The sequence below is a fragment of the Sphaerisporangium corydalis genome (assembly GCF_025506355.1).
Classification (GTDB): Bacteria; Actinomycetota; Actinomycetes; order Streptosporangiales; family Streptosporangiaceae; genus Sphaerisporangium; species Sphaerisporangium corydalis.
Genome location: NZ_JANZYP010000089.1, coordinates 1 through 24,140, shown reverse-complemented (window position 1 = coordinate 24,140; position 24,140 = coordinate 1). Strand labels below are relative to the sequence as shown.

General features: G+C 71.9%; 25 protein-coding genes. 10 read left to right on the top strand and 15 right to left on the bottom strand.

Going from position 1 to position 24,140, the window contains the following annotated elements:
* Positions 1–8: 8 nt before the first annotated feature.
* Together NYZ98_RS38040 and NYZ98_RS38035 are read left to right on the top strand one after the other, a co-directional pair.
* The gene (locus tag NYZ98_RS38040) at positions 9–701 is read left to right on the top strand and encodes a TetR/AcrR family transcriptional regulator (protein ID WP_262849731.1); all 693 of its coding nucleotides are present in this window, start codon (positions 9–11) and stop codon (positions 699–701) included.
* Positions 702–810: 109 nt separating this feature from the next.
* Positions 811–1,959, top strand: a complete 1,149-nt coding sequence (locus NYZ98_RS38035) for a LacI family DNA-binding transcriptional regulator (RefSeq protein ID WP_262849729.1) — start codon at positions 811–813, stop codon at positions 1,957–1,959.
* Between the two features lie 33 nt (positions 1,960–1,992).
* On the opposite strand, the gene NYZ98_RS38030 is transcribed toward NYZ98_RS38035, so the two are convergent.
* The 3 genes from NYZ98_RS38030 to NYZ98_RS38020 all read right to left on the bottom strand — a co-directional run bounded on the left by NYZ98_RS38030 (position 1,993) and on the right by NYZ98_RS38020 (position 3,502).
* Entirely contained in the window at positions 1,993–2,187 is a 195-nt protein-coding gene (locus NYZ98_RS38030) for a DUF397 domain-containing protein (RefSeq protein ID WP_262849727.1), read from the bottom strand.
* Between the two features lie 39 nt (positions 2,188–2,226).
* Positions 2,227–2,430: a DUF397 domain-containing protein gene (locus tag NYZ98_RS38025; RefSeq protein WP_262849725.1), complete on the bottom strand. Its 204-nt coding sequence runs from the start codon at positions 2,428–2,430 to the stop codon at positions 2,227–2,229.
* 295 nt (positions 2,431–2,725) lie between these two features.
* A complete protein-coding gene (locus NYZ98_RS38020) occupies positions 2,726–3,502 on the bottom strand; it encodes an IclR family transcriptional regulator (RefSeq protein WP_262849723.1) in 777 nt (258 codons plus the stop codon).
* A gap of 359 nt (positions 3,503–3,861) precedes the next feature.
* Between NYZ98_RS38020 and NYZ98_RS38015 the strand changes: the two genes are divergently transcribed.
* Positions 3,862–5,325 carry a benzaldehyde dehydrogenase gene (locus NYZ98_RS38015; protein WP_262849721.1) on the top strand — a complete coding sequence of 488 codons (1,464 nt, stop codon included), beginning with the start codon at positions 3,862–3,864 and terminating at the stop codon, positions 5,323–5,325.
* A gap of 25 nt (positions 5,326–5,350) precedes the next feature.
* Positions 5,351–6,643 (top strand): CynX/NimT family MFS transporter, encoded by a 1,293-nt coding sequence (locus NYZ98_RS38010; protein ID WP_262849719.1) that lies wholly within the window; start codon positions 5,351–5,353, stop codon positions 6,641–6,643.
* Here the strand turns inward: NYZ98_RS38010 and NYZ98_RS38005 are convergent.
* From NYZ98_RS38005 to NYZ98_RS37965, 9 genes are all read right to left on the bottom strand, one after another.
* The gene (locus tag NYZ98_RS38005) at positions 6,610–8,685 is read right to left on the bottom strand and encodes an ABC transporter permease (protein ID WP_262849717.1); all 2,076 of its coding nucleotides are present in this window, start codon (positions 8,683–8,685) and stop codon (positions 6,610–6,612) included. The genes NYZ98_RS38010 and NYZ98_RS38005 overlap by 34 nt on opposite strands.
* Positions 8,686–8,722: 37 nt before the next feature.
* Entirely contained in the window at positions 8,723–9,439 is a 717-nt protein-coding gene (locus tag NYZ98_RS38000; protein ID WP_262849715.1) for an ABC transporter ATP-binding protein, read from the bottom strand.
* Entirely contained in the window at positions 9,423–10,217 is a 795-nt protein-coding gene (locus NYZ98_RS37995; protein WP_262849713.1) for an ABC transporter ATP-binding protein, read from the bottom strand. The genes NYZ98_RS38000 and NYZ98_RS37995 overlap by 17 nt, the downstream gene beginning before the upstream one ends.
* A 10-nt stretch (positions 10,218–10,227) precedes the next feature.
* Complete coding sequence (locus NYZ98_RS37990; RefSeq protein ID WP_262849711.1) at positions 10,228–11,526, bottom strand: ABC transporter substrate-binding protein; 1,299 nt, start codon at positions 11,524–11,526, stop codon at positions 10,228–10,230.
* A gap of 10 nt (positions 11,527–11,536) precedes the next feature.
* Positions 11,537–12,574: a branched-chain amino acid ABC transporter permease gene (locus NYZ98_RS37985; RefSeq protein ID WP_262849709.1), complete on the bottom strand. Its 1,038-nt coding sequence runs from the start codon at positions 12,572–12,574 to the stop codon at positions 11,537–11,539.
* Between the two features lie 25 nt (positions 12,575–12,599).
* On the bottom strand, positions 12,600–13,484 hold the full coding sequence (locus tag NYZ98_RS37980) for a branched-chain amino acid ABC transporter permease (protein ID WP_262849707.1): 885 nt from the start codon (positions 13,482–13,484) through the stop codon (positions 12,600–12,602).
* A 97-nt stretch (positions 13,485–13,581) separates the two neighbouring features.
* The gene (locus NYZ98_RS37975; protein ID WP_262849705.1) at positions 13,582–14,289 is read right to left on the bottom strand and encodes an ABC transporter ATP-binding protein; all 708 of its coding nucleotides are present in this window, start codon (positions 14,287–14,289) and stop codon (positions 13,582–13,584) included.
* The gene (locus NYZ98_RS37970; RefSeq protein ID WP_262849703.1) at positions 14,286–15,041 is read right to left on the bottom strand and encodes an ABC transporter ATP-binding protein; all 756 of its coding nucleotides are present in this window, start codon (positions 15,039–15,041) and stop codon (positions 14,286–14,288) included. Before NYZ98_RS37970 ends, NYZ98_RS37975 begins: the two co-directional genes overlap by 4 nt.
* A gap of 12 nt (positions 15,042–15,053) precedes the next feature.
* Complete coding sequence (locus NYZ98_RS37965; RefSeq protein ID WP_262849701.1) at positions 15,054–16,304, bottom strand: ABC transporter substrate-binding protein; 1,251 nt, start codon at positions 16,302–16,304, stop codon at positions 15,054–15,056.
* A gap of 356 nt (positions 16,305–16,660) precedes the next feature.
* On the opposite strand from NYZ98_RS37965, the gene NYZ98_RS37960 reads away from it, so the two are divergent.
* From NYZ98_RS37960 to NYZ98_RS37950, 3 genes are read left to right on the top strand one after another with little or no spacing between them, the layout of a single operon-like run.
* Positions 16,661–17,695, top strand: a complete 1,035-nt coding sequence (locus NYZ98_RS37960) for an AraC-like ligand-binding domain-containing protein (RefSeq protein ID WP_262849699.1) — start codon at positions 16,661–16,663, stop codon at positions 17,693–17,695.
* A 20-nt stretch (positions 17,696–17,715) separates the two neighbouring features.
* Positions 17,716–18,504, top strand: coding sequence for an SDR family NAD(P)-dependent oxidoreductase (locus tag NYZ98_RS37955; RefSeq protein ID WP_262849697.1), 789 nt, complete (start codon positions 17,716–17,718; stop codon positions 18,502–18,504).
* An 18-nt stretch (positions 18,505–18,522) separates the two neighbouring features.
* Positions 18,523–19,794 (top strand): glycerophosphodiester phosphodiesterase, encoded by a 1,272-nt coding sequence (locus NYZ98_RS37950; RefSeq protein ID WP_262849695.1) that lies wholly within the window; start codon positions 18,523–18,525, stop codon positions 19,792–19,794.
* On the opposite strand, the gene NYZ98_RS37945 is transcribed toward NYZ98_RS37950, so the two are convergent.
* Positions 19,749–20,258, bottom strand: coding sequence for a cysteine dioxygenase (locus NYZ98_RS37945; RefSeq protein WP_262849693.1), 510 nt, complete (start codon positions 20,256–20,258; stop codon positions 19,749–19,751). The genes NYZ98_RS37950 and NYZ98_RS37945 overlap by 46 nt on opposite strands.
* Positions 20,255–21,148: an amidohydrolase family protein gene (locus NYZ98_RS37940; protein WP_262849691.1), complete on the bottom strand. Its 894-nt coding sequence runs from the start codon at positions 21,146–21,148 to the stop codon at positions 20,255–20,257. The genes NYZ98_RS37945 and NYZ98_RS37940 overlap by 4 nt, the downstream gene beginning before the upstream one ends.
* A 194-nt stretch (positions 21,149–21,342) precedes the next feature.
* Here NYZ98_RS37940 and NYZ98_RS37935 point away from each other — a divergent pair, with 194 nt between their 5' ends.
* Entirely contained in the window at positions 21,343–22,350 is a 1,008-nt protein-coding gene (locus NYZ98_RS37935; protein ID WP_262849689.1) for a LacI family DNA-binding transcriptional regulator, read from the top strand.
* A 23-nt stretch (positions 22,351–22,373) separates the two neighbouring features.
* Here NYZ98_RS37935 and NYZ98_RS37930 read toward each other — a convergent pair whose 3' ends face one another.
* Positions 22,374–22,751: a phage holin family protein gene (locus NYZ98_RS37930; RefSeq protein WP_262849687.1), complete on the bottom strand. Its 378-nt coding sequence runs from the start codon at positions 22,749–22,751 to the stop codon at positions 22,374–22,376.
* A 229-nt stretch (positions 22,752–22,980) separates the two neighbouring features.
* Here NYZ98_RS37930 and NYZ98_RS37925 point away from each other — a divergent pair, with 229 nt between their 5' ends.
* A complete protein-coding gene (locus NYZ98_RS37925) occupies positions 22,981–23,256 on the top strand; it encodes a hypothetical protein (protein WP_262849685.1) in 276 nt (91 codons plus the stop codon).
* 140 nt (positions 23,257–23,396) lie between these two features.
* Positions 23,397–23,795: an OsmC family protein gene (locus tag NYZ98_RS37920; RefSeq protein WP_262849683.1), complete on the top strand. Its 399-nt coding sequence runs from the start codon at positions 23,397–23,399 to the stop codon at positions 23,793–23,795.
* Positions 23,796–24,140 lie beyond the last annotated feature (345 nt).

Here is a 24,140-nt window from a genome sequence, read left to right as displayed (position 1 = left end):
ATGTACCCATGACTGTCTGGGATCGGCCTGAGCCGCCGACTCGCCCCGTGCCGCTCGACCGGGAGCGGATCGTCGCCGCGGCCATCGCGCTGGCCGACGAGGGCGGGCTGGAGGCCGTGTCGCTGCGCAAGGTCGCCGCCCGGCTGGACGCCGGCCCGATGCGGCTGTACGGGTACATCTCCACCAAGGAGGAGCTGTTCGACCTCATGGTGGACGAGGTCCACGCCGAGATCCTCCCCGAAGAGCGGCCCGGCGACTGGCGGGAGGCGCTGCGCGTTCACGCCTGCCTCACCAGGCAGGCCGCACTCCGTCACGAATGGCTGGCCGACCTGCTCGGCGGCCGTCCGGCCCTCGGCCCGAACGCCCTCGCCGTGACCGAGACCATGCTGGCCGCCCTCGACGGCCTCGCCGACATCGACACCGTCATGCGCGCCGTGGAGACCGTCAGCGCCTACTTCACCGGCGCGATCAGGCGCGAGGTCGCGAACCTGCGGGCCGAGCGCGCCACGGGCCTGTCCAAGCGCGACTGGCAGCGCGCCTCCGGTCCGCACGTGACGAAGATGCTGGCCACGGGCCGCTTCCCAACGCTGGCCAAGCTCGTGCACGATGGCACGGAGGTGGACGCCGAGGAGTCCTTCGCGACCGGGCTGGACTGGGTTCTGGACGCCGTGGCCGCCAAGCTCGCCAGGCCTGAGGCGTGACGCCCGGGAACGTTCATGGTGAACGTGGGCCCGGCCTGGCTCCATTTCCTGGGTGCCGACCTGGTGACAACGTTGTCAAGATCCGCTGGGATGCGCGATGATTCGGACCGTGGCAGAGACCAGGCGCGGCAGGCCCACGATGAACGACGTCGCGGCCGAGGCCGGGGTCGCCCTGAAGACCGTGTCCCGGGTGGTGAACGAGGAGCCCGGGGTCAATTCGGCGACCGCCGAGCGGGTCAGACGCGCCATCGAGCACCTCGGGTACCGCCGCAACGACGGCGCCCGTGTCCTGCGGCGCGGGCGTACCGCGAGCATCGGACTCGTCATCGAGGACGTCGCCGACCCGTTCTACTCCGGCCTGAGCCGCGCCGTGGAGGACGTCGCGCTGCACAACGGCTCACTCGTCTTCACCGGTTCGTCCGGGGAGGACCCGCTTCGTGAGCGCGAGCTGGTGCTGGCCTTCTGCGCACGCAGGGTCGACGGCCTGGTCATCGTGCCCGCCGGATCCGACCACGGCTACCTGGCCCCGGAGCTGACCGCCGGCATCCAGGCGGTCTTCGTCGACCGCCCGGCGGGGGCGGGGCTGAACGTCGACACGGTGATCTGCGACAACGTGGGCGGCGCCCGGTCGGGGGTGGCCCATCTCATCGCGCACGGCCACCGGCGCATCGGGTTCCTCGGGGACGACGCGACCATCTTCACGGCCAAGGAGCGCCTGCGCGGCTACCGCCAGGCGCTGACGGCGGCGTCGATCCCGTACGACCCGTCCTTGGTGGCCATGGGCACCCCGGACCAGCCCCGCGTCACCGCCGACATCACCCGCCTGCTCACCCTCGACGACCCCCCCACCGCCCTGTTCACCGGCAACGGCCAAACCACGGTCACCACCCTCCGAGCCCTCACCACCCTCGACCCCCGCCGCGCGACCAAAGCGACCACCCCCCGAGACACGAACACGACGCCCGGCACCCGAGACTCAAGTACGACGAGCGGCACCCGAGGCACAAACACGGCGGGCGGCACCCGAGACGCGAGCGCGGCGCCGAACCTCGCGATCGTCGGTTTCGACGACTTCGAGTTGGCCGACCTCCTCACCCCCGCGATCACCGTCGTCGCTCAAGACCCCATCAACCTGGGCCGAACGGCCGCCGAACTCCTCTTCCGCCGCCTCACCGGCAGCGCCGGCCCCGCCGAACGTATCCAACTCCCCACCCGAATAATCCCCCGAGGCTCCGGCGAACTCCCCCCACCCCGCTGAATCGCCACCTGCCCGACTCAACTTTCGGGGAGGTCACTCGGTCATCCCCTTCACCTGCACGACAAAGGAGCGCCAGCAGTCAGCGGGAACAACCAGAACGGAACCGCCAAGATCTTTACTGTCCCGCACGGCCACTACGCCGAAAAGATTCGTCGCGACCTCTATGCACGACCCACCGTCGGAACCTGATCGAGATGACTTCCGCCACCTCGCTCCGCTCAGATCCACTTCCCGATCTCCTTCTCGATCTGAGTGCGATGACGAAGGTCAGTGCTCTGACACCGGCTTCCTCTTCGTCTCACCGATGAAGACACGCCACTCATCGACACAGAACACCAACGCGGGACCGCTAGGAATCTTGCTGTCCCGCACGCCGACCACCCCGGTCAGGTTCGTGGCCACCTCGACGCATGCAGCCCCATTTGATCCTGATCGACTTGACTTACGCCAGTTCGCGGCGGCTGAATCCATTTTCCCAACGCCTCCTCGATGATCTCTCTAGAAACCCGCCGGGGATGGGCATCGGCACGTATCGCGTCATACCGCCCCATAATCGGCTTAACGACTTCTGGATTATCCGTCACCTCCCCCTGCCCTGACGAGTCCACCCAGACGACAGCCCGATAGCCAGGAAGCTTCCTGTTGTGCGTCGGATTTGGCGACGAATATCTGCTGGGTCCGGGGAGCGGAAGAGCCGGTAGGCCTTTGGAAATACTGCCCGAGCCGAAGGCGAGGACCTTTTCTGGGGGGCGGCGCCAGGCGTGGGTCAGGTTGGGCGGGGGGTGGTGGGGGTGTGGAGGTCGGCTTCTATGCGGGCGGCGGTGGCCAGGAGTGGGGGGAGGAGGTCGCGGCGGGCGGATTCGATGGTGGTGCGGCTGGCGTGCGAGGAGATGTTGACGGCGGCGGAGACCTGGCCGTTCCGGCCTCGGATGGGCGCGGCGATGGACCGCAGGCCCTCCTCCAGTTCCTGGTCGACCATGGCCCAGCCCTGGGACCTCACCCGTTCGAGCTCGGCGACGAGGGCGTCCCGTGAGGTGATCGTGCGCGCGGTGAGCCGCTCCAGTTTGGCCTCGGCGAAGTACGTCTCCAGGTCGGCGGGCGGGAGCCAGGCCAGCAGCACCCTGCCCATCGACGTGCAGTGCGCGGGGAAGCGCGTGCCGATGCTGATGGTCACGCGCATGATGCGCGTGGTGGGCACCCGGGCGATGTACACGATGTCGGATACGTCCAGCACGGAGACCGACGCGGACTCGTGGACCTCGGCGACCAGGTGTTCCAGGTGGGGGAGCGCAACGTCGGGCAGCGACATGCCGGACAGGTAGGCGTACCCCAGTTCCAGCACCCGGGGGGAGAGGGCGAACAGGCGGCCGTCGGTGCGGACGTACCCCAGTTCGACGAGGGTGAGCAGGAACCTGCGGGCGGCGGCGCGCGTGAGCCCGGTGGCCCGGGCGACCTCGCTGAGCGTGAGCTCCGGTGTCGCGGCGTCGAAGGCGCGGATGACCGCCAGCCCCCGGGCCAGCGACTGGACGAACTCCTCCGCCATGGTGGCCCCCTCTCGCCGGTGACCGTTATACCAGCCCGGACGGAGAGCCCGGCGGGCCCGGATGGAGACCCTGGCGGTGTCAACCGGAGACCCTGGCGGACCCGGACGGAGGCCCCGGCGGGTGATCATCTCGGGTGTTCGTTGCCCGAACCGATGTTCTGGCCGAAGCCGCCCTCGATCCGTCGGCACGCTGGTCGGCTCGCGTGTTTCCCCGACATTTCGCGGGCGTTGACGCGATCTACCCGCGGGCGTAGCTTGCACTGACACGTTCATCTGAAGAACGCTCGTTCGCATGGCGAACACTTCCTGATCCTGGAGTGCTGATGCGCGTGGTGTGGCACAAGGGAAGGTAATTGATCATGGATTTTCTTGATCCCAAGATCTGGTCGGGGTCGATCTTCGGGAGCGGCGGCTGGGAGGCGTCCAGGGCCGGCGACGCGCCCGTGGTCGAGCCCGCCACCGGCAACGAGATCGGCCGGGCGGGCGTCGCGGGTCCCGCCGACGTCGCCGCCGCGGCCGTGAGCGCCGCGAGGAGCCGGCGCGAGTGGGCCGCCGCCTCGTTCGAGGAACGCGCCGCCGTGCTGCGCAGGGCCGGCCGGCTGTTCGAGGACCACGCCGCCGACATCCAGAAGTGGATCATTCGCGAGTCCGGGTCGATCCCCGGGAAGGCGGCCTTCGAGACGTACGTGGCCGCGCAGGAGTGTTACGAGGCCGCCGCCCTGGCCTCGCAGCCGCCCGGTGAGCTGCTGCCGACCGCCAAGAAGCGCCTCAGCTTCGCGCGCCGCGTGCCGGTGGGCGTGGTCGGCGTCATCGCGCCCTTCAACGCCCCGCTGATCCTCGGCATCCGGTCCGTCGCCCCCGCGCTGGCGCTCGGCAACGCGGTGGTGTTCAAGCCCGACCCTCGTACGGCCGTCTGCGGCGGGGTCGTGATCGCCCGGGTGTTCGAGGAGGCGGGCCTGCCCGCCGGTCTGCTGCACATGCTTCCCGGCGGCGCCGAGACCGGGGAGGCGATCGTCACCGACCCCCGCGTCGGCGTCATCTCCTTCACCGGGTCCACGGCCGCGGGGCGTAAGGTCGGCGAACTGGCCGCCCGGCACCTCAAGCGGGTCCACCTCGAACTGGGCGGCAACTCGGCGCTGGTCGTCCTGGACGACGCGGACCTCGACCTGGCCGTCTCGGCCGGGGCGTGGGGGTCGTTCTTCCACCAGGGGCAGATCTGCATGACCTCAGGCCGCCACATCGTCCACTCCTCGATCAAGGACGAGTACGTCGAGCGGCTCGCCGCCAAGGCCGGGCAGATGCCGGTCGGCGACCCCGCCACCCAGGAGGTCGCCCTCGGCCCGCTCATCGACGAACGCCAGCGGGACAAGGTGCACGCGCTGGTCACGGGCAGCGTCGACAGCGGCGCCCGGCTCGCGGCCGGCGGCACGTACGAGGGACTGTTCTACCGCCCGACCGTGCTCACCGACCTGACGTCGTCCGCGCCCGCGTACGCGCAGGAGGTGTTCGGGCCGGTCGCCCCGGTCATGCCGTTCTCGACGCTGGAGGAGGCGGCGGCGCTGGCGTCCGACAGCGAGTACGGGCTGTCGCTCGGCATCCTGACGGGGGACGCGATGCGCGGGCTGGCGCTGGCCGACCTCATTCCCACCGGGATCGTCCACATCAACGACCAGACCGTGGACGACGAGGCGGTGGCCCCGTTCGGCGGGGTCGGCGCGTCGGGCACCGGGTCCAGGTTCGGCGGCACCCAGGCGAACATCGACGCGTTCACCGACACCCAGTGGGTCACCATGCAGGGGGACATCGCCCGATATCCGTTCTGATGGGCGGCGATAGGCTCCGCATCCTATGACCCGCTCGACCACGGACCCCGCCCCCGAACCCGGGTCCTCCTCCGGCGACCCCCCGCAACCCGGGGCCGGTTCTTTCAGGCCGGAGGCCGGGCAGGGCCGGACGCGGGTGTTGCTGGTGGCCGGGTTCGTGCTGGCCTCGCTCAACCTGCGGCCCGCGCTCGCCGGGATGTCGCCGCTGCTGAACGAGATCATGTCCGATCTCGGGCTGTCCCCGGCGGCGGGCGGCGGCATCACCACGGTCATGGTGGTCTGCCTCGGCCTGCTCGCCCCGGTCGCGCCCGCCCTCGCCACCCGCCTCGGCCTGGACCGCACCCTGCTGATCGGCCTGCTTATCCTGGCGGCCGGCGTGGGCCTGCGCGGCGCCGGTGGCGTCACGGCCCTGTACGCCGGGTCCGCGGTCGTCGGCACGGCCATCGCGATCATGAACGTGGTCATGCCGGGCGTCGTGAAACAGCACTTCCCCGACCGCATCGGGCTGTTCACCGGCATCTACGTCTCGGGCCTGGTGACCGGCGCCGCCTCGGCGTCCGCGCTCATGGTGCCGATCGAGGAGCGGTACGGCTGGCGCACGGCGGCCGGGTCGGTCGCGGTGCTCGCGGTGGCGGCGGCGGCGCTGTGGGCGCCGCAGGCGTTCGCCCGGCGCAGGGGAGGCCGGGCCGCCGGCGGGCGGCGACCGTACGCGATGCTGCTGCGCAGGCGCGTGACCTGGTACGTCATGGCCTTCATGGGCCTGCAGTCGCTGACGTTCTACATCATGCTCGCTTGGCTGCCGACGATCTTCAGGGACGCGGGGCTGCCCGCCGACCAGGCCGGCTACCTGCTGGCGCTCACCAACCTCGCGCAGATCGCGGCGACGCTCACGGTGCCGTTGCACGCGGGGCGGGCCAGGTCGCAGGTCCCGCACGTCGTGATGGCCGCCGTACTGACCGTCGCCGGGTACGTCGGCGTGCTGCTCGCCCCGGCGACGCTCCCGTGGCTGTGGATGATCGTGCTCGGGGTGGGGCAGGGCGCCTCGATCGCGCTCGCCCTGCTGATCATCGCCCTGCGGGCACCCGATCCCGCGTCTGTCACGGCGCTGTCGGCGGTCGCCCAGTCGTCGGGGTACCTGCTCGCGGCGCTCGGCCCCTTCGCCATCGGCCTGCTCCACCAGCTCTCGGGTGGCTGGACCCTGCCGCTGGTGACCGGCATCCTCGTCTGCGGCGTCCAGGTGGTCTTCGGCGTCCTCGCCGGCCTTCCCGCCGCCGCCAGGACGGGTCAGGTGCCGGACAGGGTGGGGGAGGTCTGGTAGCCGGTGGGGAACAGGGGGGTACGCAGGCGCGGGGCGAGGAGGCCCCACAGCCCGCGCGGGGTCCAGATGGCCACCGCGATGGCGACCGCTCCGAGGATCACCAGGTACCAGGCGCCGTACTGGGCCAGGGACTGCTGGAGGACGAAGAACAGGATCGTGCCGAGGACGGGCCCCTCGATGGAGCCGATTCCGCCGATCACGGTCACGAAGATCATCTGTGCCGACCACCGCACCGAGAACGCCGAGGCCGGTTCCACGTTGAGCTGGCTGACGATCAGCAGCGCCCCGGCGGCACCGCACCCGAGGGCCGCGATCACGTACACGATCCGCTGCGCGCGGGCCACCCGCACGCCCACGCCCCTGGCGCCCGCCTCGTCGTCGCGTATCGCGGTCAGCGCCAGCCCGAGACGGGTCCGCAGGACGAGGTAGACCGTCACCAGGACGACGACGGCGACCGTCAGCGCCGCCCAGTAGGTGAGGGCGCTGAGCACGCCGGGGTCCACGCCCGACAGCCCGGGGAGCGCCGCCCCGGTGCCGCCGCCGAGCGAGGCGAACCGGCTGACGACGAGCTGGCACACGTCCGCCACGACCCAGGTCGCCACCGCGAAGTACCCGCCGCGCAGCCGGAACACCAGGAACGAGATCGCCAGCGCCGCCGCGCCGCACCCGACGGCCGCCAGGGGGATCGCCGCGAACGGGTCGAAGCCACCCTGGGCGAGCACCAGCACGAGGTACGCCCCGAGGCCGACGAACGCCTGCTGCCCCACCGACACCAGCCCCGCGTACCCGGCGAGGAGGTTCCACGTGCTCGCCATCGTGAGCAGGATGAACAGGTTGACCAGGGTGTCGGTGGTCCCCGAGTAGACCAGGTAGGGGAGGAAGGCGAGCACCGCCACGATCGCCGCGACGGCCAGCCCCGGCCAGCCGAACCGCCGCCCGGCCCGGCTCACCCGCAGCCCGCCGTACGAGGCCCCGGTCGTGCGCACCGGCAGCGCGGCGATGGCGCGGCTGACGCGGAGCCGCCACGAGGTCCCGCCGGGGCGGCTCGTACGGGAGGCGGCGCGGGCGCGGGGGAGGCGGATGTCGCTGACGCGGTCGACGATCGTGGCGATCTCGTAGCCCGCGCGCTCCCGTACGCCCAGCCAGGAGGCACGGAGGCGACCGGCCGCACGCGAGGGTGCGGCGCGAAGGCGGCCGGTCAGGCCCTCGGGGCGGAGTGCGAGTACCGCGAGGAAGACCAGGTGCCCGGCGATCACCGAGTAGGACAGGTTGACCTGCCCGCCGACCGCCTGCGCGACGCCCAGCACGATCCCGCCCGCGAGCGTGCCCCACAGCGAGCCGAGCCCGCCGATGACGACCGCCTCGAAGGCGAACAGCAGGCGGCCGGTCCCGGACGACGGCGCGAACGAGGAGTACATGCCGAAGGCGAGCCCGGCGAGGGCGAGGGTGGCGAAGGCGATGGCGGCGGCGACGCCGAAGACGTGCCGGTACCCGACGCCGGACAGCCGGGCGGCCTCCCTGTCGTCGGCGACCGCGCGGATCAGGCGGCCGGTGGCGGTACGGGAGAGCATGAACTGCAGCCCGAGCAGGACCGCGACCGCCAGCGCGAAGATCGTCAGGGACAGGTATCCGACGGAGATCTGCCCGCTCAGCCGCAGCGACCCCGACGACAGGGTCCCGGTGTCCAGCGAGTGGCTGTCGGCGGTGAACATCTCCAGGAGCAGGTTCTCGATGACGACGGACAGCCCGAAGGTGACCAGCAGGGTGGTGAGCGGTCCACGGTCGAGGCTTGCCTGGATGAGCGACCGCTGGAGCACGTACCCGAATCCGGCGAACAGCGGTACGACCAGGACGAACGCCCACAGCCCGAGCCCCAGTACGGGCGCGAGCGCCACGGCGAGGTAGGCGGCGGCGACGGCGAGGTCACCGTGCGCCAGGTTGGTCACCCGCATGACGCCGAACAGCAGCGAGAGCCCGGTGGCGAACAGGGCGTAGAGGCCACCGAGGAGCAACCCCTGGACGATCGCGTTGACCCAGCTCACGTGCCCGCCTTTCCGAGAGGGTGCCTGGAAGGCCAGGTCACGGGTGTGTCTTTCCGAGGCCGAAGTAGGCGGCCTCGATTTGGGCCGGGGTGAAGACGGCGGGAGGGCCCGTGAGGGTCGTGCGGCCCTCCAGCAGGCAGTGGATCCGTGTCGCGACCCGGACGGCCTGGCTGACGTCCTGCTCGACCAGCAGCACGGTGACGCCCTCGGCGAGCAGTCGCGGCAGCGTCGCGTACATGTCCCTGACCACCTTGGGCGACAGCCCGAGCGACAGTTCGTCCAGCAGGAGCACCTTCGGGTTGGCGACCAGGGCGCGCCCGATGGCCACGGCCTGCTGCTCGCCGCCGGACAGGTGCTCGGCCCGTTGCCGCCGCCGGTCCCGCATCCACCCGAACAGGTCGTAGACGCGTTCCAGGTCCCACGGTCCCGGGCGCGCGACGTGCGTGCCGACCAGCAGGTTCTCCTCGACGGTGAGGGAGGCGAACAGGCGCCGCCCCTCGGGTACCAGCGACAGCCCGGCCGCGACGCGCCGCTCGGGCGGGTGGCGGGTGACGTCGTCGCCGTCGAGCAGGACGGTCCCCGAGGCGGGCGGGTGCAGGCCAGCTATGGCGCGCAGCAGTGTGGACTTGCCCGCGCCGTTGGCGCCGATGACGGCGTGCACCTCCCCGGCGTCCAGCCGCAGGCTCACCTCGCTCACCGCACGCAGGCGGCCGTGGTCGGCCGTGAGGGACCGCACCTCAAGCACGGGCGCCATCGCCACCCCCTCCCTCGGGGACGCCCCCGACGCCCCCGACGCCGCCGACGCTCCCGGTGCCGAGGAAGACCTCCTTGACCTCGGGGCTGGCCAGGACGTCAGCCGGGAGGCCGTCGGCCACGACCCGGCCGCCGGCCAGGCAGATCAGGCGGTCGACCGTCGAGGTGAGGGCGCGGACGACGTGCTCGATCCAGACGACCGCCAGCCCGTCGGCGCGCGCGGCCTGGATCATCCCGACCAGTTCGGCGACCTCGGGGTCGGTCAGCCCGCCCGCGACCTCGTCGAGCAGCAGCAGCCTCGGCCGGGTGGCGAGCGCGCGTGCCAGTTCGAGGCGCTTGCGGTGCGGCAGGCCGAGGCGTCCCGCAGGGCGGTCGGCCAGATCGGACAGGCCGGTGCCCGCGAGCACCCGGGCGGTGGTCCTGAACCCCTCCCGCCCGCGCGCCCCGCCGCCCTGCTGGGCGGCGACCAGGACGTTCTCGAACACGGTCATGTCCTCGAACGGCCGGGGCACCTGGTGGGTGCGGCCGACGCCGAGCCGGCACCGCACCGCGGCGTCGAACGAGGTGACGTTCCTGCCGCCGAGCCGCACCTGCCCCGAGTCGGGGCGCAGGTCGCCCGACACGATGCCGAACAGGCTGGTCTTGCCCGCGCCGTTGGGCCCGACGACACCGACGGCGTCCCCGGGCCGCACCGTCAGCGACAGCTCGTCGGCCACGGTCACCTGGCCGAACCGTTTGGTGACCCGGTCGAGTTCCAGCAGCGGCCCCGTGCTCACCATGTCCGCCCGGTCACGGGTTGGTGGGGGTGAGGTCTGCGCCGATCTTGACGGCGGGGTTGAGGCTGTTGTCCACCACGACCATCTCGTACGGGAACCGCCCGTCGCCCTCCTTCCACTGCACGCCGACGGGCTGCTGGATGGCGACGCCGGGGACCGGGCCCCGGGTGAAGTCGAGCACCCCCGAGATCCCTGAGTAGTTCAGCTTCTGCAGCGCGGTGGCGACGGCCCTGCGGTCGCGCGGGGTGTCGACCGAGGTGAACGCCTTCTGCGCGATCTCGAACAGCGAGTAGACCGACCCGAGGGTCTGCAGCCACTGCTTGCCGCTGGCCGACTGGTACGCCTCCGCGAGCTGCTTGGCGCTCTCGCCGTCCAGCGAGGAGGTGTTCGGCATGTACGGGCCCCACCACGAGTCGGTCGCGATGTTCTTGACCAGGGGGCCGAGCGCGACGGTGTCGGCGGGGAACAGCAGGACCTTGGCGACCGTGGCGAGCTTGGGCCGGAACCCCTGCTGGGCGGCCTGCCGCCACATGGTGTTGAAGTCGGGCGGCAGCGGCGCGTTCGTGAAGATCTCGCACTCCTCGCTCTTGAACTTCGAGATCATCGAGCTGAACGCGGTGGTGCCGTCGGTGTACGCGCCGCCGTCGACCCACTTGTAGCCGGACTTCTTCAGGATCGCCGGGTAGGCGTCGCGGAAGGCGTTGCCGTCGGCGTCGTTGGGGAACATGCCCGCGACGGTCTTGTTGGTGGAGACCCGCTCCCACATCGGGACGAAGCACCCGCCGAACTGGTCGACCCCGAAGAAGAACATGGTCGTGTACGTGAACGGCTTGGGGTTCTTGGGATCGGCCTGCCGGGAGAAGTACCAGGCCTCCCAGGGGACGACGGTCGACACGCACGGGATGCCCTGCGCCTCGCACACCGTCGCCACCGGGTTGGTGGTCTCCGGCGTGGAGCTGGTGAGGATGATGTCGGCGTGGTCGCGCAGGATCAGCTCCCTGGCGACCTGGGAGGCCCGGCTCGGGTCCGACTGGGTGTCCTTGACGACGATCTCGACGTCGTAGGTCTTCCCGCCGACCGCGAAGCCGCCGGTGTACGCGGCGGTCCCCCGCACGCGGTCGACGACGAAGCGGTCACCGGACGCGAAACCGGCGAGCGGCCCGGTCTGCGGGCTGACGAACCCGATCACGATCTTGTCGCCGGCCTTGTCGCCGGAGCCCTTGATCGAACCGCAGGCGGCGGTGCCGGCGGCCAGGGCTCCTAGGCCGACACCCTTCAGGAGGGTCCGGCGGGGGAGGGACGGTCCATTCAACGAAGACTCCTCATGAGGTGCCTGAAATGTGGTGCCCGATGGGGAAGAGCGACCAGCCGCGCGGCGCCGCCAGCGATCCCCAGAGGCCACGAGGTGCGAACAGCGTGATGGCGATGCCGGCGGCGCCGAGCAGGACGAGGTACCAGGGACCGTAGCCGGACAGGGCCTGCTGGAGGGCGAAGAACACCAAAGCCCCAAGAATCGGACCCTCGATGGTCCCGATCCCGCCGATCACGACCATGAACATCATGGCGACGCTGTGCTGCACGCCGAAGACCGATCCCGGCTGCGTGTACAGGGTGTTGGCGAACAGGACGGCGCCGACGGCCCCGGTGCCGAACGCGGACAGGCAGTACGCCCACCTGCGGGTCCGTCCCACCGCGACCCCGGCCGAGGCGGCGGCGACCGGGTCGCTGTGCACCGCGCGCGCGTCGAGGCCGAACCTGCTGCGCGCCAGCGCGTACACCCCGGCGACCGAGCACACCGCGACGGCCAGCGCCCACCAGTACGTCAGCGCCTGCCGCAGCAGGGCGTCGTAGCCGGAGACGCCCGGCAGGCTGACCCCGGTGTTGCCGCCGGCCGAGGGCGCGAGCGTCACGGCCAGCCGGAGGATCTCGGCCAGCACCCAGGTCGCGACCGCGAAGTGCCCGCCCGACAGCCGCAGGACGGCGAACGACACGGGAAGGGACAGCACGCCGGCCGCGGCGGCGGCCAGCGGGATCGCGGCGAAGGGGTCGAGGCCCATCGAGGCGGCGGCGTACAGGGCGTACGCGCCGGCGCCCAGGTAGGCCTGCTGCCCGAACGAGGTGAGCCCGGCGAACCCGGCCATGAGGTTCCACAGGCTCGCCAGCGCGACCAGGCAGAACAGGGTGACCAGCGGCTGCTCGGCCGAGGTCCCCGCGTAGTACGGCACGCCCGCCAGCGCCGCCACCGCCACCACCGAACCGGCCGCCGCGACCGACGCCGTACGGCTCCAGCGCCGCACCGCGAACCGCCCCTCGGCCGCCGTCCCGGCCGTCACGGCGCCGCCACCCGTCCCGGCCGTCATCGCGCCGCCTCCGCTTGGGCCGTCATCACGCCGCCTCCGGTTCGGACGCGGGGAAGAAACCCTGGGGGCGTACGGCGAGCACGGCGAAGAACAGCAGGTGGACCGCGAGGACGGTGTACTGGACGTCCCACTGGGCGGCGAGCTGCTGGACCAGCCCGATCGTGACTCCGCCCAGCAGCGTCCCCCACAGCGAGCCCAGCCCGCCGATGACCACGGCCTCGAAGGCGAAGATCAGGCTCAGGCCGCCCGCGTACGGGTCGAAGGTGGCGGTCATGCCGAGGAACACCCCCGCGAGTGCGGCCGTCGCCACCGCGATGCCCGCGACGGTCGCGAACACCGGGCGTACCCGGACCCCGACCAGCCGCGCGGTGTCGAGGTCGTCGGAGGTGGCGCGGACCAGGCGCCCGAAGGATGTGCGGGCGAGCAGGAGGTGCAGGCCGCCGAGCACGGCCAGCGCCGTGAGGAACCCGGCGATCCGCAGCCAGGACAGGGTGATGACGGACCCGAAGGCCGTCACCCGGACACCGGCGAGCGCGAGGCGGCCGGCGTCGAGCGAACGCGGGTCGGCGGACAGGCCCGCCACCAGCAGGTTCTCGATCATGACGGAGAGCCCGAACGTCACCAGCACCGGGGCGAGCGGGCCGCCGCGCAGCGCCCTGCCGAACAGCAGGAGGTGCAGGGCCACGCCGATCGCGAACGCGATGGGCAGCACGAGCGGCAGGGTGTAGCCCACAGGCAGGCCGAGCGCGGACGAAAGGACGAGCGTCAGGTAGGCGCCGCAGACCGCGAGGTCGCCGTGGGCGATGTTGACCAGCCGCATGATCCCGAACGTCAGCGACAGGCCGCAGGCGGCGAGCGCGTACCACCCGCCCACCAGCACCCCCTGCACGACCGCGCCCACCCAGTTCACGCCCGCCCGCCTTCCCGCCGAGCACGCGACCCCGGACGCGCGGCGCCCGCCCGGTTCACGACCGTCCCGCCGTCCGAGCGCGTGGCGTCCGCCCGGTTCACGAGTGGGGTCCTTCGGTGCCGAAGTAGGCGGCGACGACGTCCTCGCGGCTCGCGGCGGCGGTCTCGGAGGTGAGCGCCACCCGGCCCTCCAGCAGGCACACCACGTCGTCGCAGGCCCCGAGCGCCCGGTCCAGGTCCTGCTCCACGATCAGCAGCGTCGCCCCGGACTCGCGCAGCCCCCGCACGACCTCGTACACCTGCTCGACCACCCCCGGGGCCAGCCCGAGCGAGATCTCGTCCAGCAGCAGCAGGCGCGGCCCCGACGCCAGCGCGCGGGCGATGGCCACCGCCTGCCGTTCCCCGCCGGACAGGGCCGAGGCGCGGCGGTCCCGCACGGTGGCCGCCAGCGGCAGGAAGTCGTAGATGCGGGCCAGCGGCCAGTCGGGCGAGGCGGCCCGTACGGCGCCGACCTTGATGTTCTCCTCGGCGGTGAGGCTGGGGAACAGCCGCCGCCCCTCGGGGACCATCGCGATGCCGCGCCGTACCCGGTCGTGCGGGGGCAGGGCGGTCACGTCGGCGCCCTCGTAGCGCACGGTGCCGGCCGAGGGGAGGTGCGCGCCCATGAGGGCGCGCAGCAGCGTCGTCTTGCCGGCGCCGTTCGCGCCGGCCAGGGCCAGCGCCCGCCCTCGGGCCAGGCTCAGCGACACCCCGAACAGGGCCTGGAAGTCGCCGTAGTGGACATCGAGCGCGTCCACCTCGATCACAGGACGCTCCTTCCGAAGTAGGCGGCCCGCACCCCGAGGTCGGCGAGCACCTCGCCGGGCGCCCCCTCGGCGAGCACCCGGCCCGCCGACAGGCACACCAGCCGGGTCGCGACCTGGGTGAGGGCCCGCAGCACGTGCTCCACCCAGACGATCGCGGTGCCGCCGTCCCGCACCCGGCGGACGGTGCCGACGAGCGCCGCCGTCTCGGGGTCGGTCAGCCCTCCGGCGATCTCGTCCAGCAGCAGCACGCGCGGGCGCATCGCGAGCGCGCGGGCCAGCTCCAGGCGTTTGCGGTCGAGCAGGCGCAGCGAGGACGCGGGCGCGTTGGCGACCGCCAGCAGGTCGGTGAGGACGAGCGCCCCGCGGACGTCGTCGTAGGCGGCCCGGCCGCGCAGCCCCGCCCCTCGTACGGCGCCGACCAGCGCGTTCTCGAAGACGGTCAGGTCGCCGAACGGCCGGGGCACCTGGAAGGTGCGGGCCAGGCCGAGGCGGCAGCGCCGGTCGGCGGCCAGCCGGGTCACGTCCCGGCCGGAGAGCAGCACCTGTCCGCCGTCGCAGCGCCGCGCGCCGGCCACGATGTCGAGCAGGGTGGTCTTGCCGGCGCCGTTGGGCCCGACGAGACCCAGCGTCTCGCCGGGCGCCACGCCGAACGAGACCCCGTCGAGCACGCTGAGCGAGCCGAAGGACATGCCGACGGATCGGATCGACAGGGCGTCGGTCTCCCGCGCCGCCAGGCGTTCTGATGGGCTCATGAGGTTCCGTGGTCAGAGGGGCCGCAGGTCGCCCTGCAGGGGGATCGCGGGTTCCAGGGAGTTGTCCACGATCACCAGGTCGTGTCCGCCCGAGCCGTTCGCGCGCCACTGGCCGAGCAGGTCGGGGGCCTGCGAGACGTTCTTCATCGGCCCGGCGGTGAAGTCGTACCTGCCGCTGACGGCCTCGCCCTTCTGCCGCCCGATGGCCGCGGCGACCGCCTTCTTGTCCTTGGGGTCGCCAGACGCCCTCAGGGCGGCGACCGCGATCTCGAACAGGCCGTGGTTGAAGCCCATGGGCGGGGTCCACTGCCGGCCGGTGGCGGTGCGGTACCCCTGGGCGAGGTCCCTGGCGCTCGTCCCGTCCAGGGAGGACTTGTACGGGAAGCTCGGCGACCACCACACCGGGGACACGATGCCCTCGGCGAGCGGCCCGAGGGTGGCGGCGACGCTCGGGAACAGCATCGCCTTGGCGACGCACACCATCTTCGGCCGGAAGCGGTTCTGGTGGGCCTGCCGCCAGAAGGTGACCCAGTCGGGCGGGATCGGCGTCGCCTGGAGGATGTCCACGTCGCTCTTCACGAAGGCCGAGATGATCGAGCTGTAGTCCGTCGAGCCGTCTGCGTAGGCGCCGGAGTCCGCGAGCCGCCAGCCCAGCTCCTTCACCTTCGGCGTGACGAACCTGCGGTACACCTCGCCGTCCACGTCGTTTGGCCACAGGCCGCCGACGACGTGGTCTCCGCCGAGGCGCCGCCACAGGCCGGCGAACACGTCGGTCTCCTCGCGCGAGCCGACGAAGTACAGGTAGGAGTAGGTGAACGGGCCGCGCCCGCCCGCCCAGATCTCCCACGGGCAGATGGTGGCCAGGCAGGGCACGCCCGCGGCCTCGCACTGGTCGGAGACCGGGTTGGTGGTGTCGGGCGTCGAGGTGCACAGGACGATGTCGACGGCGTCCCGCTGGATGAGCTCCGCGGCGACCTCGGCGGCGCGTGCGGCGCTCGACTGGGTGTCCTTGGTGACGATCTCGACCGGGTAGGACCGCCCGCCCACGGTCAGGCCCTTGCGCACGGCCTCGCGCACGGTGCCCACCACGTAGTCGTCGGACTCGCCGAAGACCGCGAGGGCGCCGGTGCGCGGGCTGACGTACCCGATCCTGATGGTGCCGCCCGTTCCGCCCGAGCTCTCCTTCAGGCCGCCGGAGCAGCCGGTGAGGGCCGCGGTGCCGAGGACTCCGAGGAAGGCGCGGCGGCTGGGGTGGGTCTCCACTGACGTCTCCGCTCTCCTGACCGGGCACCCGGACCCCCCGCGACCGCGTTCCCCGCTCTCTCCCGCCTGGCGCGAGCCGGCCGGGCCGTGGCCGGGCCCGGGACTCGGAGCCAGTGATCGTCTGATGTGCCGATGATCGCTGATAAAGGGTGACCGTCGCTGGTGATCGCTCATAGTCGCCGGTCATCGGTGGTGGGGGCCGGGGGACCGGGCGGTCGGCGGAGATGGCCGCGTCACGCCTCACCGGCCATTGTCGGAGTTCGGGTGGAACGGGTCTTGCATGACAGGGAACATCGCTTGACTGCCAGCGCATGGCCTCTCAAGCTGAGTCGACCGCGACTCACGGAAGGTGGGCGATGCCGCCGTACCTCGCCCAGACGGCGAACGTGCCGAGCAGGGACCGACGCGACTTCTGGCGCAGCGTGGTCTCGGATGCCTTCGTCCCGCTGGAGGCGTCCTTCCCCGCCGGGCAGGACTCCTTCCAGGGCCGGCTGAGCGGGGGGAGCCTGGGCGCCCTCAAGATCTACAGCGTCGACGCCGACGCGCACGTCGCCCACCGCACGTCCCGCCTGGTCACCGCCTCGCCCGGCGACTGCTACAAGCTGGGCCTCCAGGTCGACGGCGGCAGCGTGCTGAGCCAGGACGGGCGCGAGGCGGTGCTGGCCCCCGGCGACTTCTCCGTCTACGACACCACCCGGCCCTACACGCTCGCCTTCGGGCAGCGGTCCCGGTTCCTGGTCCTGATCTTCCCCCGGGCCATGCTCGGGCTGCCGCCCGATTCCGTCGGCCGGCTGACCGCCACCACCATCTCCGGGACCTCCGGCCTCGGCGGCGCGCTCAGCCCGTTCCTGCTCCAGATCGGCCGGCTGTCCGGCGAGATGGAGGGCCTGCGGGGCGTGCGGCTCGCGGGCAACGTGCTCGACCTGCTCACGACCGCGATCGCCGACCGGCTGGAGGTGGCGGCCGACCCCGAGAGCGCGACGCGCGCCCTGTTCCTGCGGGTCACGGCGTTCATCGAGGCACGGCTGGGGGACGGCGGGCTGGCCCCTGGCGACATCGCCGCCGCGCACCACATCTCGACCCGCTACCTGCACAAGCTGTTCCACGCCGAGGGCACCACGGTCTCCACCTGGATCAGGGACCGGCGGCTGGAGCACTGCGGCCACGACCTGCGCGATCCGTTGCTGGCGACCCGCTCGGTGAGCGCGATCGCCGCCAAGTGGGGGTACTTCGACGCGTCGCACTTCAGCCGGATCTTCAAGACCGCGTTCGGCACCTCGCCGCGCGACTACCGCTGCGCCGCCACCGCGCGGCCGATGACCCAAGCGTTCCCCGGCCGTCAAGCACTGTGCGCTCCTGAACAAGACGCGTGGCCCCCGCCTCCCCGATGATCCGTGGCGAGGAGGACCGTATGGGGCGTCTCGACGGCAAGGTCGCGATCATCACGGGCGGTGAGGGCAGCCTGGGCGTCGCCACCGCCCGCGTCTTCGTGGCCGAGGGGGCGCGGGTCATGCTCGTCGGCCTGGACCTCGACCGCCTCCAGGAGGCGGTGATCGACCTCGACGGGCACATCGTCTCGCGCAGGCACCGGGCGGACGGCGCCGCCTCGTACATCGTCGGCGACGTCACCGACCCGGCGCAGGTGCGCGCGGCCGTCCGCGCCACGGTCGAGCGGTACGGCGGGCTGGACGTGCTGTTCAGCAACGCCGGCATCGCCGGGGTCGTGGCCCCGGTCACCGACTACCCCGACGACGTGTTCGACCGGGTGCTCGCCGTCCACGTGCGCGGGGCGTTCCTGCTGTGCAAGCACGCGCTGCCGGTGATGTCGGACGGCGGCAGCGTCATCATCACCTCCAGCGTGGTCGGCCTGACCTCCGACGCGGGCGTCAGCGCGTACGCCGCCGCCAAGCACGCGCAGGTCGGGCTCATGCGCACCCTGGCCAAGGAGGTCGCGCACCGGGGGATCAGGGTCAACACCATCCACCCGGGGCCGGTGGACAACACCTTCCAGCGGTCAATCGAGGTCGCCGTCACCGGCGCGTCCCCTGAGCGGGCCGCCGAGATGTTCGATGGGCACATCCCCCTCAGGCGGCACGCCTCGCCGAACGAGATCGCCAGGGCCGTGCTGTTCCTGGCCGGCGACGACAGCTCGTTCGTCACCGGCAGCCCTCTGCGTGTCGACGGCGGAATGAGCATCTGACCAGGCCTAACATCGAGCGTGATCATCTTGCCGTGGCTGGTGGCCGCCGTCGTGTCCCTCATGCCCGCGGACCCGGCCCCGGTCCCGCCCCCGGCTCCGACCGTGGTCCCGCCCGTGGCTCCGGTCTCGGTCCCGCCCCCCGTTCAGGGCCCGGCTTCGGTTCAGGTCCCGTTCCCGCTCCCAGTCCCGTTCCCGGCCGCGGTCCCGGTTCCGCCCGCGCTCGGCGGGCCGGGTCCGCGTCCGCTCGTCATCGGCCACCGGGGCGCCTGCGCCTACCGGCCCGAGCACACCATGCTCTCCTACGAGGCCGCGATCCGGATGGGCGCCGACTACATCGAGCCCGACCTGGTCTCCACCAAGGACCACGTCCTCGTCGCCCGGCACGAGAACGAGATCTCCCAGACCACCGACGTCGCCGCGCACCCGGAGTTCGCCGGGCGCAGGACCACCAAGGTGATCGACGGCCGCCGGCTGACCGGATGGTTCACCGAGGACTTCACCCTGGCCGAGCTGCGCACGCTGCGCGCCAAGGAGCGCCTGCCCGCCCTGCGTCCCGGGAGCGCCGCCTACGACGGCCGCGCCCGCGTCCCGACGTTCGACGAGGTCGCCGCCCTGGCGCGCCGGGCCGGGGTCGGGATCTACCCCGAGACCAAGCACCCCGGCTACTTCGCCTCCATCGGGCTCCCCCTGGAAGGCCCCCTGCTCGCGACCCTCGGCCGTTACGGGTGGCGCGAGAAGTCCGACCCGGTGTTCGTCCAGTCCTTCGAGACCGCCAACCTGCGCGCCATGCGCGAACGGACGCGGCTGCGGCTCGTCCAGCTCATGGAATCCTCGGGCGCGCCCCGCGACCTGGTCGCCTCGGGTGACCCGCGCACCTACCGCGACCTGGCCACCCCCCAGGGGCTCAGCGAGATCGCCTCCTACGCCGACGCGATCGGCGTCTCCACCCGCCTGGTGGTGCCCATGGACCGGAACGCCGCCCTCGGGACGCCGACCACGCTGGTCCAGGACGCCCACCGCGCGGGCCTGGCCGTCCACGTCTGGACCGTGCGCCCGGAGAACGCCGAGCTGCCCGCCGCCTTCCGCGCGGGCGACCCGGCCGCGCCGGGGTACGCGGCGGCGCACGGCGACGTGTCCGGCTGGCTGCGGAGGCTGTTCGACCTGGGCGTCGACGGCGTGTTCACCGACGACCCAGGGATCGCCAGGCGCACCCGCGACACGGGTGAGAACCGGCTGCCGTCGTGCTATACCAGCGCTTCCTCGTCCATCTGCCGCAGCTCGTCGGCGTAGCTCACCGAGACCCGGCGCATGACGCCGTCGTCGCTGATGGAGTACTGGCCGAGGCGCCAGAGCGGGGGCGAGTAGGCGTGGATCGACACGCTGCCCTCGGTGTGGCCGTTGATCCGGTGGATGTGGTCCGGGCCGAACGACAGCGACTGGCCCTCGGAGACGTAGGTCTCCAGGTGGGCGCCGCCGATGCGCGGGTTGGACTCCTTGAGCATCCCGGAGATCACGCGCACCGCGCCGGAGGAGACGTCGTGGTCGTGCCAGCCGGTGTCGTCCTCGGGGCGCCAGCAGAACAGCCAGATGTCGACGTAGGAGTCGCGGTGCAGCGAGGCGTAGTGCCGTCCCTCGCCGGAGTCGCCGAAGTGGACGTGGTGCGACCACAGTTCAGGGTGCTTCTCCAGATCCTCCACCAGCGCGCGCAGTTCACGCTTGTCGAGGAATCTGTCAGGCAGTGAATCCCAGCTCATCTGGGCACGGCTCCTTCCATTTTGAGCAGGCGCATTGGATTGGTGACCGACATGGTTCGTGCGGCGGCCTCGCCGAGGAGGGTCTCGGCCGGCGCCGCGTAGGGGCGGTCCGAGCCGAGCACCACGACCTCGACGCCGACGGCGCGGGTGATGGCGTCGATGGCCTGGTGGCCGTAGGAGGAGGTCTCGAGGAAGGCGTCGGGGTCCACGGCCCCCCTGGCGGAGCCGCCCCGGGCGATCAGGCGCTCCACGTGCAGGGGCGCGAGGCCGCCGAGCAGCGCGAAACACACCCGCAGGCGGGGGTGGCGTGGCCGGCCGAACGCCCGGAACGCGTACCAGGAGGCGTGCATCTGCTGCACGTACGGCACGACGGCGGCCCACCACGGGGGCGTACCGGGCGCCGACGCGGGGCCGGGGTGGACGAACAGCGGCCGGTCGCGGTCCTCCAGCAGGTCGAGCAGCGGCGCGAGCCTGGCGTAGGCCGTGGCGTCCAGGAGGCTGGTGGCCGGGAGCTGCAGGCCGACGAAGCCCCGGTCGAGCTCCTTGGCCGTCCTGGTCGCGTCGACCTCGGTGACGCAGGTGGACGCCCAGGCGCGGAACGACGTGGGCAGCTCCAGGGCGCCGTCGTGGTAGGCGTCGAGCAGCGGCCAGGCGTCGGCGGGCGGCAGGTGCTCGACGCCGAGCGGGCTCGACAGTGAGACCAGGGCAAGGTCCAGATCCTGGTTCAGGGTGAGACGGTGGTCCACGTCGTGATCGAGGGGGTTGGCCGCGAAGGGCTCCTCGCCGTCGAGGTACAAGGTCCAGCCGTCGAGGTAGGGCGCGGTCGTGCGCGCCCGCAGCGCGTCCACGAAGCCGCGCGTCCAAATGTGCTGGTGGACATCGATACGCACCGCCGTCACCTCCTTGGTACCACTGTACCCGACAATCCCTATCGATATTATCGGGTATGCCTGGGGGAGTCCCGTGAAACGGTTAACTGATTCGTTTCAGTGAACCGCTTAACCTGCCTTCCCGTCAACCGTCTGTCCATCGGTCGAGACACCGCGGCCCTTCGCCTGTCGGTGATTCGGCATAGGCTGGCGTGATGCCGCGTTCCCAGCCGCGAAAACGGGCGACGATCCGCGAGGTGGCCCAGGCGACCGGCCTGTCCACCGCCGCCGTGTCCTACGCGCTCCGCGGCCTGCAGGTTTCCGAGGAGACCATCGAAAGGGTGCGCCAGGCGGCGGCCGAGCTGGGATACGAGGCCGATCCGATCGCCCGCGCCCTGGCCAGCGGGCGCACCGGCATGATCGGCCTGCTCTGCGGGTCGCTGGAGGACCTCTGGCAGCAGTCACTGGCCTTCGGCATCGGGCGGGCCCTGCGGGAGAAGGACAGGTACGCCCTCATCCTCGACGCCGCCGGGGACCCCGCACGGGAGCGCGTCCTCGCCCGGCAGCTCCGTGACCAGCGGGTCGACGGGCTCATCGTCCAGCCGGTCGACCCCGCCGCCTCGCAGTGGGCCCAGCTCGCCGAGACGGTGCCGGTGGTCGCCATCGGCGACGCGCTGCTCGACGCGCGCACCGCCGGGGAGGTCGTGTTCGACAACCGGCGGGGGGTCACCCTCGCCCTGGAGTACCTCAGGGACAAGGGGCACCGGGGAATCGCCGTCCTGACCCCTACGTGGTCCAGCACCCCCGACCGGCCGGCCGACGTCCACGTCACCGCCGAGGCCGAGCGCCTGGGGCTGGACATCGAGGTGATCACCGCGCCGCACGGCCTGGCCGCCACCACCAAGGTGGCCTGCGAGCTGCTGGACAGCGCCTCGCGGCCCAGCGCGGCCTTCTGCTTCTCCGACTCGATCGCCTACGGCGTGTACGCGGCGGCGGCCGAGGTGGGGCTCAGCGTGCCCCGGGACATCTCCGTCATGGGATATGACGATCATCCGATGTCCGGGCTGCTCACCCCCGGCCTGACCACCGTCAACTGGGACATCGAGGGCATCGTCCGGGCCGCCGTCCGGCTGGTGGTCGCGGCGGCGGACGGCCAGAACCGCAGGCGCAGGATCATCCAGGCCCCCGAACTGAGAGAACGCGGGTCGGTGGCCGAGCGCTGACCCTGCCCCGGGTGTGGCCCGCGTCAGTCGTCGTTGAGACCGAGGAGCATGTCCAGGAGCCAGCTGATCAGGCCGACCAGGATCGCCCCGAGGAAGGCGGCCCAGAAGCCGCTCACGTGGAACGGGAGCTCGAACTTCTCGGCCAGCCAGCTCGTGAGCAGCAGGAGCAGGGCGTTCACGACCAGGGCGAAGAGGCCGAGCGTCAGGATGTAGAACGCGCAGCCGAACGTCTTGATGATCGGCTTGAGCACGGCGTTCACGAGGCCGAATATGAGCGCGACCGCGATGAGCGTGCCCGCCGTGCGCACCGTGGTGGAGCCGGAGACGGTGATCCCGGGGATGAGCCGCGTGGCGGCCCAGAGCGCGCCCGCGACGATAAGGATCTTGATGATGATCTTCACGTACTCGATGGTCCCACGGTGACGCGGGGGAGCGGTAGAGCGTGACGCCCTCGGCATCGCCGGTGCGGCCGCGACGGGTGTGACTCGTCCGGCTTCGCCCGGTACGCCGCTCGGCCGGCGCGGAGCCGGGCCGCTGAACTGGGCGGACTCCGCCGGGGTGATCGTTCGCCGAGCCGATGTGCATATCCCCCTGATCGCGGGGAAAGGGGGCTAAAGGGGGTGAGCCTTAATGGACCAGGACGAGCTGCAGTCGCTGTCGCCCAAAGAGCTGCACGACAGGGCGGTGCACTATGCCGTGGCGCACGGCGATCTCGGCTTCCTGTGGGAGCTGCTGAAGGTCATCCCGGCCGCCGAGGCCGCGAGCGGCCACGCGGACGAGACCGCCAACAACCTCAGCCGGGTCTCGGCGCTGCTCAGCGACGCGATGGCCTCAGGCGAGGGCGAACTGGGCGAGGCACTCCGTCCCGTCTACGTCGAATACCTCTCCAAACACCCCGACGCCTGACCCTGGACCCTGTCTGGCCTCAGCAGTGTTCGGGGTCGGGAGGCCGGCGCGCCACGGCCGGCCGCGTCCCGCCGGCGAGTCCGGACCGATTGCCGGGGGCAGGCGCTCGCGCGTGGCCGGGCGGCTTTAGGCTCCTGGGCATGGCATCGGTGAGAGTGGAGCGGACGGAGAACGGCTTCGTGGCGCGCAACGCGCGCGGAGCGGAGATCGCGCTGGGCAGCGGCGGCGAGGAGGGGGTGTTCACCCCCGTGGAACTGCTGCTCGTGGCGGTCGGAGGCTGCAACATCGTGACGGTCGAGCCGCTCACCGCCCAGCGCGGCCACCGGCTCGTACGCCTGGCGATGACGGTCGAGGCGGAGAAGGCCGAGCCGACGCTGCTCGGCCCGGTCACCATCACCTACGACGTCGAACTGCCCGAGGGCGACGAACTGGCCGACGAGGTCTACCGCGCCGTCGCCCACCGCGTCCACGAGCGGCACTGCACCGTCAGCCGCTCCCTCGAAAAGGGCACCGAAGTCAAGATCGTCCTCCCCGAGTAGCCCTTCCGGACCCCACCCCTGCGGACCCACCCCAAGGTCACCAAGACCCGCGTGGCTCGGCGTGTCCCGTCGTACCCGGGCAACCCCGGGAGTTAGACCGAATCTATACCGTGGGATGACGAGTACCTCAGGCCGCCGTATGTAGTGTTAAGGCAGGTCAAGAGGGATGCGACCAGCCGCCTGAAGAGGGCGCCGCAGAGCTTTTCACCAGAAGGACGCGGTGGGGGACCGCGTCCGTGAGCGGGACCGCCCGGTGCGTTTGGGGGAAGGCGCCGGAGCTGGACCGTGATAGATCGGGGCCGGGCAGGCGGGGGACTGCCCGGCCCCGACTCTTTTGCCCCCCCC